This is a genomic window from Natronotalea proteinilytica, assembly GCF_055379935.1.
The window spans coordinates 219,314-235,147 of record NZ_AP043947.1 but is presented as its reverse complement, the minus strand read 5'-3'; the positions used below and the strand labels follow the sequence as shown (position 1 = coordinate 235,147).

The 15,834-nt window shown below is 56.8% G+C and carries 11 protein-coding genes; 4 read left to right on the top strand and 7 right to left on the bottom strand.

The window, feature by feature from the left end; translation table 11 throughout:
- Positions 1–6 precede the first annotated feature (6 nt).
- The 6 genes from ACZ5AL_RS01230 to ACZ5AL_RS01205 form a co-directional block, all read right to left on the bottom strand.
- The gene (locus ACZ5AL_RS01230; RefSeq protein WP_464511634.1) at positions 7–543 is read right to left on the bottom strand and encodes a hypothetical protein; all 537 of its coding nucleotides are present in this window, start codon (positions 541–543) and stop codon (positions 7–9) included.
- A 43-nt stretch (positions 544–586) separates the two neighbouring features.
- The gene (locus tag ACZ5AL_RS01225) at positions 587–1,375 is read right to left on the bottom strand and encodes a PspA/IM30 family protein (protein ID WP_464511633.1); all 789 of its coding nucleotides are present in this window, start codon (positions 1,373–1,375) and stop codon (positions 587–589) included.
- A 261-nt stretch (positions 1,376–1,636) separates the two neighbouring features.
- The gene (locus tag ACZ5AL_RS01220; protein WP_464511631.1) at positions 1,637–2,773 is read right to left on the bottom strand and encodes an MBL fold metallo-hydrolase; all 1,137 of its coding nucleotides are present in this window, start codon (positions 2,771–2,773) and stop codon (positions 1,637–1,639) included.
- On the bottom strand, positions 2,770–3,042 hold the full coding sequence (locus ACZ5AL_RS01215) for a DUF3006 domain-containing protein (RefSeq protein ID WP_464511630.1): 273 nt from the start codon (positions 3,040–3,042) through the stop codon (positions 2,770–2,772). The genes ACZ5AL_RS01220 and ACZ5AL_RS01215 overlap by 4 nt, the downstream gene beginning before the upstream one ends.
- An 81-nt stretch (positions 3,043–3,123) precedes the next feature.
- On the bottom strand, positions 3,124–3,795 hold the full coding sequence (locus ACZ5AL_RS01210; RefSeq protein WP_464511629.1) for a hypothetical protein: 672 nt from the start codon (positions 3,793–3,795) through the stop codon (positions 3,124–3,126).
- 78 nt (positions 3,796–3,873) lie between these two features.
- Positions 3,874–8,709, bottom strand: coding sequence for a T9SS type A sorting domain-containing protein (locus ACZ5AL_RS01205; RefSeq protein ID WP_464511628.1), 4,836 nt, complete (start codon positions 8,707–8,709; stop codon positions 3,874–3,876).
- A 339-nt stretch (positions 8,710–9,048) separates the two neighbouring features.
- Between ACZ5AL_RS01205 and ACZ5AL_RS01200 the strand changes: the two genes are divergently transcribed.
- The gene (locus ACZ5AL_RS01200) at positions 9,049–10,851 is read left to right on the top strand and encodes a potassium channel family protein (protein ID WP_464511626.1); all 1,803 of its coding nucleotides are present in this window, start codon (positions 9,049–9,051) and stop codon (positions 10,849–10,851) included.
- A 26-nt stretch (positions 10,852–10,877) separates the two neighbouring features.
- Here the strand turns inward: ACZ5AL_RS01200 and ACZ5AL_RS01195 are convergent, their stop codons facing one another.
- A complete protein-coding gene (locus tag ACZ5AL_RS01195; RefSeq protein WP_464511625.1) occupies positions 10,878–11,312 on the bottom strand; it encodes an OsmC family protein in 435 nt (144 codons plus the stop codon).
- A 310-nt stretch (positions 11,313–11,622) separates the two neighbouring features.
- Here ACZ5AL_RS01195 and ACZ5AL_RS01190 point away from each other — a divergent pair, with 310 nt between their 5' ends.
- The 3 genes from ACZ5AL_RS01190 to ACZ5AL_RS01180 all read left to right on the top strand — a co-directional run bounded on the left by ACZ5AL_RS01190 (position 11,623) and on the right by ACZ5AL_RS01180 (position 15,780).
- Positions 11,623–12,042, top strand: a complete 420-nt coding sequence (locus ACZ5AL_RS01190) for a hypothetical protein (protein WP_464511624.1) — start codon at positions 11,623–11,625, stop codon at positions 12,040–12,042.
- 167 nt (positions 12,043–12,209) lie between these two features.
- Positions 12,210–14,027 (top strand): dihydrolipoyl dehydrogenase family protein, encoded by a 1,818-nt coding sequence (locus tag ACZ5AL_RS01185; RefSeq protein WP_464511622.1) that lies wholly within the window; start codon positions 12,210–12,212, stop codon positions 14,025–14,027.
- 64 nt (positions 14,028–14,091) lie between these two features.
- On the top strand, positions 14,092–15,780 hold the full coding sequence (locus ACZ5AL_RS01180) for an acyl-CoA dehydrogenase family protein (protein ID WP_464511621.1): 1,689 nt from the start codon (positions 14,092–14,094) through the stop codon (positions 15,778–15,780).
- Positions 15,781–15,834: the final 54 nt, after the last annotated feature.

The following is a 15,834-nucleotide window of genomic DNA, read 5'->3' as shown; positions in this document are numbered from 1 at the left end:
CAGGGGTTAATCGTTAGAAGAGCGCGGTCGCCCAATCGTCTTTTCAGGCAACCCGTCATCAGGGTCTGACGCCTCGGGAGCTTCATCGGTAGAACTACGCCGCGTGGGGGCGGCTTCATCGACTTCGATTTGTGTACGCAGCTCATCGAGCAACGCCTCGGCTTGCATTGCTTGCCAGGCTGCGTCGGGATCGTCTGATCCCGATGTACTCTCAGGTGCCGAACCGGAACGCGGCTCAGATGGGGTTTTAGGCGGAGCCTCGGTTGTCTCCTCACGATCGGCCTGTAACGTCTCGTAGAACGAGTCCAGTGCGGTTTCTACGCGCGCCACCAAATGTGCCGTGTCGTGTTGCACGGCGCTAAGGGCCTCGCGGTGTTCATTCCACAACGTGCGGATGCGCTGACGCATATCGTTTACCGCAGCATTTGATGAAAGTGCTGCTTGCTGATCCGCCAGTGCCTGCTTTAGCTTGCGCAGCGTACGAGCAGCACGAAGCCGCTCTTTTTCTTGCGCCTTTGCACGTTCGAACTCGTCGTCGGTCATAGCCTTTCACCCCCATCTGTGAACGCCGCGCCACGGATTGGTGTTACTCCGATTGCGTACGCTGCTTCCCAATCGTTTTTTGCGGCGCTTCTTCTTCGATTTCGTCAGGGATGTCGATGGTCTCTTCCGAAGCTTCTGCCTCCTGAGCGCCCGCCTCTTCCGCATCCATCTCCATCTTAAACTGGTTGACGAGTTCGGCTGCGCGCAGCTCTTCGGCATCTTCTTCAATTTGTAGCGCCTCGCTATCCACCGAATCGAGCGCCATCTCCATGCGCGCTTCGTTCTGCGCCGTTTCGCGATTCAGTTTTGTCACCATCTCGTCGTGGGTCTGGTCGAGGCCACTCACCTCAAACTGCTCCAGCGTGTCGGCAATTTCGGCTTGCCATTTGGCTTGCTCATGCGCCCGCAATGCGTCTTGCGCTTCCTGAATTTTTTTCTCTTTCTCGCGCATGAATGTCTTCTTCACTTTCAGCGCTTTCTCGTACGCCTTTTCAGCATGCTTGAGCTGCTCCTGTGTACGCTCCAACGTCTGCTTTTCTTTTTCAAGACGCGTAGCGTACTTGCGGGCAATGTCTTCGCGATCTGACTTAATGGCGGTCTTGATCCGTGCCGTAAGCTGATCCACTTGGTCTTGCGACTTCTCTGCTTCTTTGCGAAGCATAATCATGTTCGCCTTGACGGTGGCGATGTTTTCGTTCATCTCGGGCACCTGATCGTTTAGCTCCCGGATGTTTTGCTCCAACACCAGCCGTGGATTTTCCATCGCCGAAACGGCTCCACCAAAGAGCGATCGTAGGGCGCGTTTAAAGCGTGACCAGATAGAAAGTACCATATCTAATTGAGGTCCAATTTGATGTCCGTAAACGTGTATGTAGCACGGCCCGCAATTGGGACAATAGCTGTTCAGCGCATGCAAACGGGTCTGTATAACACCCAGCAGGCCAAGAAGGACGGTGTGCCCATGTAATGTACTACACAGTGGGCACAATTGTTACGCCGGATATGCAGTGTTTTCGCTCTGCAGAAGCAAAGACATGCTCGTTGGTTCTTCGACACGCCAACAACACGATCAGAATCAAGAGCTGACCGTGCGCTATTCCTCTACACACGCCAGTCCCTGATCTTTGATTTCAGTCACGGTCGATTCGGCCAGTCCGGATACACGCTCTAAATCGGCTATGCTACCAAATGGTCGCGTGGCTACGATGCCTTCAGCAGTAGACGCACCTACGTTGGTAAGACGTTCTAGCTCATCGGGTGCCGCCTGGTTGATGTTCACGCAGCGTGCTTCAGCGAGCGCCTCGGCATCCAACGCTGTGTCCATTTCGAACCGTCCGCTGGTGTAGGCATCAATCTGGATGCTGCCATGCCGGTCGGTGCTGTAGAAGTCGGCGCCGACGGCCTCGTAGAGCAGCAACGCTTCATCGTGCGGATGCCCATAGCGGTTGTCTTGTCCAATGCCAGCAATAACCACTTCAGGACGCAGTTGCTCGATTGCTTCGCGCACGTCCCCATTTCGGCTGGCGTGGTGACTGGCTTTGTGCACCTGCACGTCTGGAAACAGATCGCTATGGTGTTCCAGCAGCCACTCAAACTGATCGTGCTCCGCATCGCCGTAGAAGGAGGCCTGGAAGTCGCCATACGTGAGAATAAACCCCACGCTGTTGTCATTGAGCCCCAGATCATCGTTTTGCGGGGGCGGAACCAGTTCGAGTGTGGCCGGCCCAAACTCAATGGGCTGACGCTCCGGATTGTCAAGCAGTTGCGATCCGGCAGCCTCAATCGCATCGAGGTAGCGCTCGTAGGCCCGTGTGGTGTGCGGCATGCCGCTGTCGATGACAAGCTCCGGTTCATACGCTTCGATAACGAATCGTAATCCGCCGATGTGATCTTCGTGCGGATGCGAGGCAATCACCAGGTCAATCGATTCGACCTCCAGACCCCGCAGTTGGTCGAGCACATTGCCGCGGGCGGGACCGCCATCATACAGAACGGTTTGCCCTTCGGGACTTTCGAGCAGCACCGCATCGCCCTGTCCTACATCAATCATTGTGATGCGTAGCGCCTCGCTGTCTTCCTCTACAGCAGGCGTTGCCTCGGTATCCTCTTCAACTGCAGGCGCATCATCAGGAGGAGACGGATCTCCGTTGGTGTCGGGATCGGGGATTTCGCATCCGGCAAGGACCAGAGCGGTGCTCAGCGCAACAAGAAGAACAAAGGATCGCATCATAGAGAAATTGGGCCATCAGAGGACGAAGAGAGACGGTCGCGGCGCGATTTCATGCGACGGCGGCGCGCCTCGGTGGCATCGGCATCGCGTGTGAAGGTGACGGTGCTTTCGGTCGCATCGGTATCGGATGCTACGTTTAGCAGGTCGCCTTCCGCGGCATCGGTAGGCAGCCATGCCTGGGGGACATCCAGCATGGTGCCCTCCGGCGTTTCAAGTACGGCCCATCCGTTGTCCTCGAAGCGATCAAGGGTATAGCTTGCGTCAGGCATTGTGGAACGGGACTCGTCTATTAGATAGCTATTAGATAGAGCGTGTAAGCGATCCCGCCGGACCGTGCATGCGCGTGCCTGCTATGGACGTCCGGGCGGGTCGGGTAGCGTTACATCTACTGCAAATGTGAAGTCGGTGCTTCCATCGTCGTTACTGGCGGTGACCGTAACGGTAGCACTGCCGCCGCCGGTGAAGTCGAGCGTAAGCGTGGCGCCGTCGACCTCGGCAAGAACGACTTCATCGTCGTCGGATGTGGCATCGAACGTCAGGTCGCGGTCTTGCGGATCGCTAAACACCTCGTTGAGGTCGAACGTGCGGTCGTCGTCATCGGCCTGCGCTTCTTGGTCGTCAATCGCATTGTCGATAACAGGCGGTTGGGCAGGCGTGGCCACCGTTACCGAAAAGCTCGTGTCGGTTGAGCCGTCATCGTTAGTCGCGGTAACGGTAATTTCTGCGGTGCCCTCACCTACGATGGAAACCGTGAGTTCAGCACTGGTTACTGCTGTGCTGGCTACGCCGTCATCAGAGGAGGTGGCCTCGAACGAAAGCGTACGTCCTTCGGGATCGCTAAACACCTCGTCCAGGTCAAAGGTCAGGGGGTCGGCATCGGCCACCGCTTCCTGATCCGGAATCGGTGTTTCAACGACAGGCGGCTGCGGATCCGGGCTGACCGGATCGTCGTCGCCACAGGCAGGAAGGACGAACAGGAGCGCGGCTAGTACGAGAGGAAGGCGCAGCGAGCGGGAAAGCATGGACAAAGGAGCGTTCATAACAAAAGGAGTTCAGATCCAGAGGACAGCGGAGTACACGGAGGCGTTTACCGAGCGCGTTTACCGAACGATGGTGACGCGCTGGGTATCGGTCTCGCCGTTGCCGCTAATGCGAACAAAGTACACGCCGCTGGCCAGACTACTGCCGCCAGAGCGTCCGTCCCACCCAAGCTGGTGCGTGCCTGCCGACTGCGTTCCGCTTTCAAGCGTAGCCACGCGCTGACCAAGCACGTTGTACACGACGATCTCGATGTCCATGGATTCAGGGACGGTGTACTCCAGCGTGGTTTGTCCCTGGAACGGATTCGGGTAATTGGAGAGAATTTCCAGTCGTTCAGGAAGCGCCTCGTCGATGCTGTCGAGTGCTCCAATCTGTAGGGTGAGGTCGGCGGTCCCGTCTTCCTCATCCAGCACCACAGATACGCTGCCTGTGCGCAGGTCGTGCTCACGCCCACCGTCATCAATCAGGCGGAGGTCAGGGCTGGTGCCTTCACTGGTGGTGAGTGTCTCCATATCGTCAATCTGAAGGGTAGCGGTGGCACCAGGCGTACCGCGCACAACCAGGTCAAACGTGTGGGCATCCACATGAGTGGGAACGACCATATGAGCGTGTTCCCCATCGCCTTCGGCAAACCGAACGGTGCCGGTGGTCTCAAAGTGGGCGGGCGGCGCCCGGTGCGCTTGCGTCTCGCTACGCTCAGGATCAAAGGCCACACTCACTCCAGAAACGGGCGTGTCGTCTACGGTCGCCGTAAGGTGGAGCGGCCCGAGGAGGTGCTCGTCTGCTTCTGTGGCATCGGCCTGTGGGGCCTGCGCTTGGTTGGCATTGTCGGGGAAGGCCAGTTCGTCGAGGCCGTCCTCATTCAGGAGGTAGTACGCCTCGCCACTGGTGGCACTGGAGAAGGTGCTCGTTTCGCTCCAGGTGCCATCCCACTGCCAGAGGGGCGCATTGGTACTGTTTTCGTTTTGCACAGCGCTCCAATCTACATCGCTATCAAGCGGATTCGAGACGATGTTCCACCCCTCCTGGATAGGCACAGACAGACTTCCGTTGCTGCCGGTAAAGGTCGTAATTTCTCCTGTGAATGACCAATTGTCTTGTGCAATCACCCAGAAGCCGCGTCCGGGGCGGAAGGCAAACGCATCGCTTCCGTCATATTCTTCGAGGAATGCGTCTTCGTCTTCCGCCTCACCTGTTTCGCGGAAGGCGCGCCAGTCAGGCCCGGCGGTGCCGGTGAGCGTTTCGGCCAGATCCACATCAGCATTGCCCGGAAGGCCAACCAGACGGTAACTGGCGCTGCTGGTGGGGTCGTCAAACGAGCGCTCCACATCCACGCTTATCAGCTCCAGGTTGAGCTCCGAGGGGCTCACATACGTGACCATGGCATCGTGATCGGACGAGCGCAGCGTGGTGTTCGCATCGCCAATGAAGCTGCTGGAGGATGAGGGGGCGTCACTGTTGGCGCGGATGTACGACCGGTACGTCACGCCCGCATCAAGCGCCTGGTTGGTAAGAACATGATCGAGCACCTGGGCGGCTCCTTCAAAGACAAAGGAGTACCGGTCTTCAGGCGGCAGTTCAGTGACCTGGTTGGTAAGGGGAGGCGACACCTCTACATTGCCTTCGAGCAACTGATCGCCCGGCGTAACCGTGCCCTGGATTTCACCGAGCACATCGACATAGCCATCGGTAAACTCAAACGCGTTGAAGTCGCCCACTACAGCAAGGGGCAAGCCCGGATTGTTTTCCTGAAAGTCTTGCACCATCTGTGCGACCGACTCGCTCTGCGCCAGGCGCTTCTCGATAACGAAGTCTTGATTAGATGGGTCTTCGATGCCGATGCGGGAGCGATTATGCAGCACCAGCATGCTCATGGGCACGTTTTCGCCCTCGGCTTCGATGGTGCCTTGCACAAGAAACGGGACCCGGTCGTGCACGCGGCTGTTGTTGCCAAACGTTTCGTCGGCTCCAAGCCCTTGGGTGGTTACGTTTTCCACATCACTCTGTACTAGAGCAGCGGTTGTAAAGTTGGAAGGTTGGTCAGCCGGTGTGTAGGCTCCGTACGACACCCCACATTCGTCTTCAATGGCATCGGCCAGGTCTTCGAGGGTTGATTGGCTGCCTACCTCCTGAATGCCAAGCATTGTGGGCGCCTGCATCAGATCGCAGATGTAGACGGCCTGCTTATCCAGCCGATCGGCGTATCCACCCGGTGTTGAGTCGCCATCGCCGGGCCCAAACAGGTCGAACAGGTTAAACGTGGCGATGCTAAACTCGTCGCCCTCAAGCTCACGCGCTCCGCTGACCACCTGGTCTTCGAAGTCGTCGAGCGATTCAGGGGCGTCTACATCGAGTTCGGTCGGCCACAACACATGTTCTCCAAACGCAAAGGTGAGCGGTCCTTCCGCCACGTTCACGGCCACCCCGCGTGGCACCTCCACATCAAAACTGCTCGGGAGGTCGCTCGGGGCAGCGTCAATCTGAAACAGTTGTTGGTTACCATCCCACACGGGGATGCCTTCTTGCCCGGGAAAGGCAATGCCGGGTTGACGGTAGGTGCGCTCAATGGAGAGCTCTCCGCCTGCATCTACGTAAAAGGTGCCAAAGTTGTCAGTGGCGCTGGTGGTGATCCCATCTTCCACCCGCACCAGCATGCTCTGGTAGCGATACAAATCGGGAACGATTTGCGGGCCGGTGCTTGGCGTATTCGCATCGAACGTGACGGGGTCGGGAATGGAGGCACTACCTACCACCTCAATGTCGGGGCCTTCAGCAAGCTGAGTGGAGCCGTTGAAATCAACTGCCGTAGCCGTGATGTCTACCAGATCACCTGGGTTTACGCTGGGACTGCCTCCGGTGAACACAAAGAGCCCACGCGAGGCTTGGTCGGCGCACTCGTCTTCGCGCTCGGTCATTTGCATATAGAAGCCATTATCGGCCAGCACAGTGACCACGTTATTGCGGGTGGTCACTTCAAGGTCCTCGGCAGGTGTTGTAAATCCTGTGCCCTGAATCTGACAGATAAGCGCATCAGCGGTATCGATCGGGTCACCAATAGAGACATCGCGAATGTTCACGCCTTCCAGCTGAAATACATCATTGAACCGTCCTACAATGCCCTGGTAGGTGAACGGCTCTTGCGGAATCGGCTCACCATCGAGCGCGGTGTCGCGGTCTTGCTGCAGACGGAATTCGCCGGTATCCGTGGGATCCGAAATGCTGTAGCTGGTGCTTGACGTAAAGAGCAAGTCGTCGGTATCGAACGTAACGTCCTCGACCTGCACGAGCTGGGCCTCATACGCTTCGCCGTTGGTGTTCAGTTCGTTGAGCGTAATTTCTTGCGGGTCGGGCAGATCGTTATTCCGCGAGAGAATAAGCAAATCATCGGGCGGCGTATCAAGCTGGCGCGCTTCATTGAAGGTGCTTAGCGTGCTGGTAATGCGAATGGAATCGCCCTCTACCACCGTATCGCTAAAGTCGGCATCGCTATCAAAGATCACGATTCCTGCCGTCTCATCCTGAATGCGCACGTAGCGTCCACGAGAGCGCGTGGCAATGCCTTCTACGGTGACTTCTGTGCCATCGGACTCGGCCCGGGCATCTTCAATAGAAATCACATCGGAGTCGTCTCCGGGGTCAGTGCTTCCGTCAACATCGCCCTGCTCAATACCCAGGAGTTGGTAGCCTTCATCCGGAAAGGGATCGCCCGGTCCATCTCCATTGAACTGCCCTAACACACCAGTAAAGACGACATCGCTTAAGGGAATCAACTCGCCCTCAAGATCGGTGTCTCCTGCATTCGGGATGCGCAGCTCCAGATCGCTACCCGACCCATCGCTGATGTCATACGTGGTGGCCGCTTCAAACGAAGATGTGTTAGCGCTGATGTCGAGGTCAACCACTTCAAGCAGCTGTGCCTTGAACGATTCGCCGTCGCTGGCAATGTCATTCAGCGTAACGAGTTGCGGAGCGGGCAGCTCATTGCCCTGCGACACGATTTCGTATTCGTCGAGGTCATCTTCGTTAACCTGCGTAAGTCCGTTAAAGAAGGTGATGGTGCCGGTTACTTCAATCTCAGTGCCCTCGGCAATGGTGCCATCGGCCACGTCATCAGCAAAAGCGCCCTCGGTTTGGCGCACAGTCATCCCCGCAGTGGCATCTTGCAGATAGGTGAAGTCGCCTCGGGAACGGGTAACGGTGCCTTGCATGGTGGCGGTTACCTCGCCGCTTCCGGCGTTGCGCGCATCTTCGCGCACATCAGCGATAGGCTGAACGCCTTCCGGCGGCGCATCGTCTTCCGAGAATCCACTGACGGTAATGTTGTCGAAGCGGTTGTTACCGCTGCCTGATGAGGCGCCATCGACCGTGATGCGTATGACCAGGTCGGGATTGTCGTTGGCCGCATCGATACCTGACAGATCCGCCGTGAGCACATCCCACGACGAGTCGTTGCGATCGGTGAAGGTGTCTAATTCTTCGAAAGAACCGCCGCCGTCGGTGCTATACGAAACGGTGTGCGTATCAAAGCCCGTACCCGTGCCTCGCGTGGCATACGCGATCTCAATGGCTTCCAGACCGGCTGTAGATACATTCAGATCGAAATGCTCTCCGTTCTGACTCTCTCCAACTACAGAAAAGCTATCGCCTGCGGGGTCACCGCCCTGGGCATTGTCGCTTGTCCCTCCAAAGTCGTCTAAGTTTTCCGGGGCAAACGAATACGTAATCGACCCGTCGCCTTGCGTGGCCTCTACAGGTTCAGGCCAGGGGGCATCGCCTCCTGCCGAATCATTAAAGTTCCAGTAGTGCGCAACGCTTTGGCCTGTCGCTGGCATTGCCAGTAGCGCAAGCAGTAGAAGCGCTCCCAAACAGGCAGCAGGGGTGTACCGAATAGCCATAACACAGTAGACTCAACCAGGGTAAATTACAAGCGGTGGGCACCGTACGCATTGACGTCTCAACAATCAGGCGGACGCTATATAAATTGGTCCGTTTAGGCTTCGAGCCTGCTTTTGATTTTGCGCGTACAGTGTTTTTCAGTATACAAGGGGAACATCTAAAAAGCGAATAGGCCTGTGCACAATATGTGCGAAAGAGGCCATCCTAATAATTTGATTACAGCAATTCGAAGGTAAATTGCTCCTCATTGCATGTCTTGTGCAGGAAACTCTATGCGAACACGGTCAATTTACGCATCTGTTACCTGCTCTTCTCCAAACACCCACTCACGCTTTTCCATGAAGTTCTACAGCACACAACTCGCGTATTTGTTTGAGGACAAGGAAGCGCGGCGCAATCTGGTTGCGCTCTCCAAATACCTGATCTTCTTGATTGGTGTTGTTATCCTATTGTCGGTAGGATTTCAATTACTCATGTGGCATGTAGAAGGCCAAGACCACAGTTGGGTGTCTGCCTTTTACTGGACGCTCGTTACCATGAGTACACTCGGATTTGGAGACATTACATTCTACACCGACGTTGGGCGCGTGTACAGCATGTTTGTTGTGGGGACGGGTATTGTGCTGCTACTCATTGTTCTTCCGTTTGCGTTCATCCGCTACTTTTACGCGCCCTGGCTAGAGGCCCAAATCCATGCGCGTGCGCCCCGATCGGTGCCTTCCGACATGACCGATCACGTCATCATTTGCGCCCATGAACCCATTACACCAGGACTTATCGATCGGTTGACTACCGAGAGCATTCCGTACGTGCTTATTGAAGGCGACCCCGACCAGGCATCCGACTATTACCTGGATGATGCATCGGTCATTTGTGGCGACTTTGATAGCCAAGACACATTTGTACATGCCCGCGCCGATCATGCCCGCCATATCATTGCCAACCGCAGCGATGTCGAAAATACAAACATCGCGCTGACAGCACGTGAGGTGGCCCCCGATACCCCCATCACGGCGATTGCGCACTCGCGCGATGCTATTGATATTCTGGAGTTGGCCGGATGCACTGATGTACTTCCACTTAAACAAATGCTGGGCGAACAACTTGCCAACCGCATCAACGCCCGCCACTGCGAAGTGCACCCTATTGGAAGCTATAAAAATCTGGTGCTGGCTGAGATGCCGGTGCAAAACACACCGCTGGAGGGCAAGACGATTCGCGAGACCACACTCCGCGCAACAACCGGAGTGAGCATTATCGGCGTCTGGGAGCGTGGCACGTTAGAACCCGCCCGCCCTGACGTTGAACTTACGGCGTCTAGCGTTCCCGTTGTCATTGGCACTCAAGAGCAAATCGACGCGCTCGACAACCGCCTGAGTCCATACGACATCAGCGACCATCCGGTGCTTGTCATTGGTGGAGGCACTGTTGGCGAGTCAACAGCACGGGCGCTTCTAAAGCGCGAGATCGATGTAAATATCGTAGAGCGCGACCCTGCCCGTTGCCAAGCCTTACGCCGCCTTGATGACCAAGCTGTCATCAACCACATTCGGCCTACTGATGCCCGGCCCGACCCAACCAAGGTGGGGTCGCCTGACGGCCAGTCCCCCTCAGATCTTCCCCGGCTTACCATATTTGAAGGCGATGCCTCCGACTACGCATTGCTCGACGAGGCTGGCATTCAAAGTACCCCTTCTGTGCTGCTTACCACTCACGACGATGCGGTAAACATCTATCTGGCATCGTACTGTCGCCGTCTCAACGAACGGCTCCGCATCGTAAGCCGCATCGTGCACCGGCGCAATATGGAGGCCATCCACCGGGCTGGAGCCGACTTTGTACTTGGCTATGCTATGCTCGGCCTCGAATCTATCTGGGCTGTGCTTATGGACAAAGAGTTGGTGGTTATGGGTGAAGGCCTGGATCTGTTTACCCGTACCGTGCCCGAATCTCTCTATCACAAGACATTGGCTGAAAGCAACATTGGGGCCCGCACGGGACTCACCGTGGTGGCAGTCGTATGTCCAAACCAAGACATCATCACTAAACTTACAGCCAACACCACGTTAGAGCCCGGACGCGAACTGCTCATGGTGGGTACGGATGAGCAGTATCACGACTTTGTGGAAACGTACGGATGATTCGCTCGCGTACAGGGAGGATGCACTCATGCCCCCTCCTGCACCGTGCCCTCGTACAGTTCATCATTGAGCGTAAACTGGTAGGTGATGGTCGCCGTCTTATCTACCATCTTGGATACGGAGCAGTAGGTCTCCAGACTCAAGTCAATGGCCCGACGCACTTTTGCCGGGTCTACATCACCGGTCAGGGTATAATGGATGTGCACATCCGTAAACACGCGTGGCGGCTCGTCTGCACGCTCCGCATCAACCTGAACCGAAAAGTGCTCAACCGGCTGCTTCTGCTTCTCCAGAATCATAAGGATGTCGATGCTGCTGCATCCCCCCACCGCCATGGCCGTCATTTCCATGGGGCTTACCCCGTCTTGATCGGCCTTCGAAGCAATGGTCAGTTGATTCCCCGACGCATTCGTCCCCTGAAACTGAATGGCGTCGTTGATGCGCTCTAGCTGTACGGTCATAAATCAAAAAGCAGAATACCAAGAAAACGGACGTATCGTACTTTGCGATTTCCCTGCAGTTCATCGCCCAGATCACCCACCGACCACCCCCTATTGCAAATATGACATGAAAAGAAAGCAATCTTGAGAGAAAATGGTAAGTCATGCGATCTGATGCGCCCCTTTGGAATTACTTGTGCTGATGTGCGGGAACACAACATTAGTCAAGATGCGTTTCCTTGGGTGGTTATCGCATAACCTTCCTAACAACTGCGCACCAGAGCTTCCTCACAGCGGGCCTTGCTCGCTTTGCTCTTTCGCGCACTCTTGCATGATAGACGTTTTGGTATTTGCCTCTGACTGGTTCATGGGGCTGGGCGATGCATACGGTGTGGATCCGCTCATCTTCGGGAGCCTTTATGTAGGCACGATCCCCTTCTTTTGGGGATCCGTGGTGTGGCTGGTCCGCAACGTACGCAAGGGCTACGACATCACCGCGCCCGCTCTCTCTACCATGGTCTTTATGGTGCTGGCGTACGTATACCTGTTTTGGACCGGCGAGAACCTGCCCGTCTGGATTTATCTGATGGTTGCAGCCACCGTAGGATATGGCGTGGTAGCAACCATTCAAAAAGTACGCGCCAAAGCCCGGGCCTGCCGCACAGCTCGCGCCGTCAAGCAGGCTACACGTGCTTCCGCCCAATCAAAGGCAGACCGCCCCACCAACGCTCCCTCCTATCACCCGGCGTAACGCTCTTTTCATCTCTTCGGGCATCGTAAACGCGTCGTACCCACCTGCTCCTGTGCGTACGACCTGCCTTTGATTGTAACAGTTTCCTGCAGGGCTGCACCTACCGCGTGTATGCAGCCGTGTAAGCTGCATGCAACATAGGCCTATCAACTTAACAGCGATGTACGATGACGGACATCTGGAGCGCGTTTGTACATTGGTTTATGGGGCTTGGTGCCACATATGGCGTTGATCCAATTATTTTTGGGAGCATCTACGTAGGGGCCATTCCCTTCTTTTCAGCTTCGGTCGCCTGGCTCATTCGCAACCTCCGGCTGGGCCATTCTACCGTGATGCCCACGCTTTCTGCCTCCTTCTTTCTGGTGTCGGCCTACCTGTACCTGTTTGCTGTGGGCGAGAACCTGCCGCTCTGGGTCTACCTGTTTGTTGCAGGCATGGTAGGATACGGCATGGTAGCCACCGTACAAAAGGTGCGCACTGCCACGCCCAACTCAACCGTCGATGTGGATGACGCCAACACCTTTGACGTTGTTGTTATTGGAGGCGGCGCAGGGGGCCTCACCGCAGCGGGCGTAGCCACAAACATCGGCGCGAACACGCTAATGGTTGAGAAAGCCAAGCTTGGTGGCGATTGCACCTGGTACGGCTGCATCCCCAGTAAGGCACTCCTGAAAAGTGCTGAGGTGGCTCATACCGTCCAGAAGGCCGGCCAGTACGGCGTAGAGGTGCCAGAATCTAGTGTCAACTTCTCAGCCGTCATGAACCGAATGCAAGCGCTGCGCCAGGAGGTGTACGAAGATGCCGACGCCCCTGAAATTTTTGAAGACATGGGCATTGAGGTGGTCCACGGCACCGCTCGCTTTGTGGATGACCACATCGTTGCTATCGACCATGAGGACGGTACGCGTCACGTGCGCGGCGACCGAATCGTCATTGCAACCGGCGGACGTGCGCTGGTACCACCTATCGACGGGCTCGACAGCGTGCCATATCTCACGAACCATGAGCTGTTTGAACTCAACGAGCAGCCCGATCATCTTGCCATTGTGGGGGCTGGTCCTATTGGCATCGAAATGGCTCAGGCCTTCGCCCGATTTGGCTCGGAGGTGACCGTTATCGAGATGGACGACCGTATCTTACGCAACGACCACCCCGAGCTTACCCAGATGCTTAAAGCCCGCCTGGAAGATGAGGGGGTACGCTTCCTTCTGAACACACAGGCCCGTCAGGTGGCAGCGACCGACGACGGGCGCATCCGTGTGCAGGCTCAAGAAGGCGAAACTGAACACACCGTTCTGGCCGACGAGCTCCTCATCGCTGCCGGACGCCAGCCCAATGTTGAAGGACTCAACCTGGATGCTGCAGGTATCACGCACACCGAAAAAGGAATTCCCGTGAACGACTCCGGCCAAACCAATCAGCCGCACATCCTTGCGGTGGGCGATGTGACGGGGCGCTACCAGTTTACACACATGAGCGAGCACATGGCCAAAACGACCATAACGAAGGCACTCCTCAAGGTGCCCACGAGCTTTGATACGAAGCATGTGCCGTGGGTCACCTACACCGATCCGGAACTGGCTCACGTAGGCGCTACCGAGGCTGAACTTGAATCGAGCGGCACATCGTTCAAAACGTATCGATTTCCCTATTCAAAAGTCGATCGCGCCATTACCGATGGCGATACGCTGGGCGAAATCAAGGTGTACGCCAAAGAATGGAACGGCAAGATTCTGGGAGCCAGCGTGCTTGGCGCACGGGCAGGTGAGCTTATCAGCGAGTTCGCACTGGCTATGCGCAATGGCGTAACGTTACGCGCTCTCTCTGACACTATACATCCGTACCCTTCGTACGGTCTGGCTGCCCGACGCGTAGCCGACCAGTGGTATGCCCAAAAACAATCGGCCCGCGTTACGCGGTGGGTCAAACGTATCTTCGGATACGATGGCCCCGAGATCGAGCCCGAACCGGGTCGCATTGTATAGAGGCAATCGCCGTGCGAAGGGACATGCGACATGCGTCTACCCTTCTCACTCAGCGAGCTTCTATATGTCCTTCATTGACCGAACCGCCCCCGAACTCGATAACCAGTTTGGTGCCGATCGGGTACTGCGCACGGTGCTTCAACACCACATGCCCGCCGACCTGTTCGATGCGCTAGAAGACCTTTTTCATACCGAAGGCGCGCGACAGCAGCAGCGATACGAAGCGCAGCGTGGAACCGGCTCTGGCATCACCGCTTCTCCCTACACGCCCTGGGGGGCTGCAATCCGACGACCACCGGTCCCTGAAACGTGGACCAACGCCCGTGCGTCCTGGGTCCCCCATGGATTGCTCCATCGTGCACAGACCGAAGAGCACGGCTCGAATAGTCGTATGGTGCAAATGGGACTGGTTCACCTTATGGCGCCAGAAGCCCCCGGTCTCATGGAACTGGTAGCCACATCCGACATTGCGTTGCACGCGCTGTTGCGCACCGGCACCGCCGACCATCTCGACACGGTCATTCCCCGCCTCACCAGTCGCACTCCAAGCGAGGCGATTCTTGCCGACTTGTGGGGCATCCCCGATCCGGTCGGCAACCATTCGGATGCGCTACGTGCCACCGCCACCGAACAGGGCTGGCGTCTAAACGGACGCGTGGACACGCATGCAGCCACCTATCCCGATGCAGCTCTCGTACTCGCACACGACGAAAACGACGTTCGCCATCTTTTTCTTGTGGATACGCTAACTCCAGAAAACGGCGTACACATTGGGACCCACTTCGCGTCTGCCGTGCATCGCGACGCGCCGGCGGCAACCCTACGTCTGCAAGACACGACCGCAACGCACCTGCAAGCCGAGGCGCCCCGACACGGTCCCGCCCGTACGCTGCAGCACATCTGGCACGCTGTGCTCACCGTGAGTCACCTGCGCCGCACGATGGCGCTGGCCCGCGGTGCTGCAGAAACCTGGAATGCGCAGGACCAGGAGCTCGCCTACAATCCGCTTGTCCAAGAAACACTGGCGGATATGCAGGCACGCTATGAGTCGGCGTTTCACCTCACCTACCGCTGCGTTCGTCTGCTTGACGCGCCCGATGCTAACGAGGATTTGACAAACCTGCTGGCTCCATTGGCGGCCTTGCATGCAACGCACCAGGCCGATCATGTGGATCAGCGGGCCATGCACATTTTTGGCCGGCTGGGCACCCGACGCGACACGGGCCTCATGGCGCACCTCAATCAGGGCCATCGGGCCACCGGTTGGCATGCCAGTCCGCATCATCTGGCGGTTGAGATTGCACATCGGGTCGAGCACAACCAGCAACTGGGGCTCTTGCGCGACGAGCTCAAGCATACCATGTCGCACCTCTCCATTGAAACGCTGATCGGCCCAATGAAAACCGCTGTGCTCGCATTCCGCGATGCCCACGAATGGTCCGACTACATGCGTCAAGAAGGAGGCGAAGCCTTAGAGGCTGGTGCCTATCGGTTTGCCGTTACCCTTAGCCACGCGCTCTCGATTGGATACATGATTGAGCATGGACAGTGGGCTTTACAGCATCACCAGGATGGGCGTGCAGCGGCGGCGGTGGAGCGGTTCTCGCAGATTCGCATCAATCACATCACCGATCTGGATCCGCACGATGCGTATGTGCTCACCTGGGATTTCAATTGCCCCACGTTATTCGAATGCCATTCTGGCACCGCTGGCGATGCGGTTAAAGACGGACTGGAATCGATTTTTGGGTAGCCCGTACTGGTGCACATCTTCCTTCAATCACGAAAGCGCCCTGCCCGACACAAT

Coding starts and splice junctions, on each gene's coding strand:
- ACZ5AL_RS01210 (WP_464511629.1), bottom strand. CDS start 3,795: ATGCTTTCCCGCTCGCTGCGCCTTCCTCTCGTACTAGCCGCGCTCCTG.
- ACZ5AL_RS01225 (WP_464511633.1), bottom strand. CDS start 1,375: ATGGTACTTTCTATCTGGTCACGCTTTAAACGCGCCCTACGATCGCTC.
- ACZ5AL_RS01180 (WP_464511621.1), top strand. CDS start 14,092: ATGTCCTTCATTGACCGAACCGCCCCCGAACTCGATAACCAGTTTGGT.
- ACZ5AL_RS01200 (WP_464511626.1), top strand. CDS start 9,049: ATGAAGTTCTACAGCACACAACTCGCGTATTTGTTTGAGGACAAGGAA.
- ACZ5AL_RS01190 (WP_464511624.1), top strand. CDS start 11,623: ATGATAGACGTTTTGGTATTTGCCTCTGACTGGTTCATGGGGCTGGGC.
- ACZ5AL_RS01185 (WP_464511622.1), top strand. CDS start 12,210: ATGACGGACATCTGGAGCGCGTTTGTACATTGGTTTATGGGGCTTGGT.
- ACZ5AL_RS01215 (WP_464511630.1), bottom strand. CDS start 3,042: ATGCCTGACGCAAGCTATACCCTTGATCGCTTCGAGGACAACGGATGG.
- ACZ5AL_RS01195 (WP_464511625.1), bottom strand. CDS start 11,312: ATGACCGTACAGCTAGAGCGCATCAACGACGCCATTCAGTTTCAGGGG.
- ACZ5AL_RS01205 (WP_464511628.1), bottom strand. CDS start 8,709: ATGGCTATTCGGTACACCCCTGCTGCCTGTTTGGGAGCGCTTCTACTG.
- ACZ5AL_RS01230 (WP_464511634.1), bottom strand. CDS start 543: ATGACCGACGACGAGTTCGAACGTGCAAAGGCGCAAGAAAAAGAGCGG.
- ACZ5AL_RS01220 (WP_464511631.1), bottom strand. CDS start 2,773: ATGATGCGATCCTTTGTTCTTCTTGTTGCGCTGAGCACCGCTCTGGTC.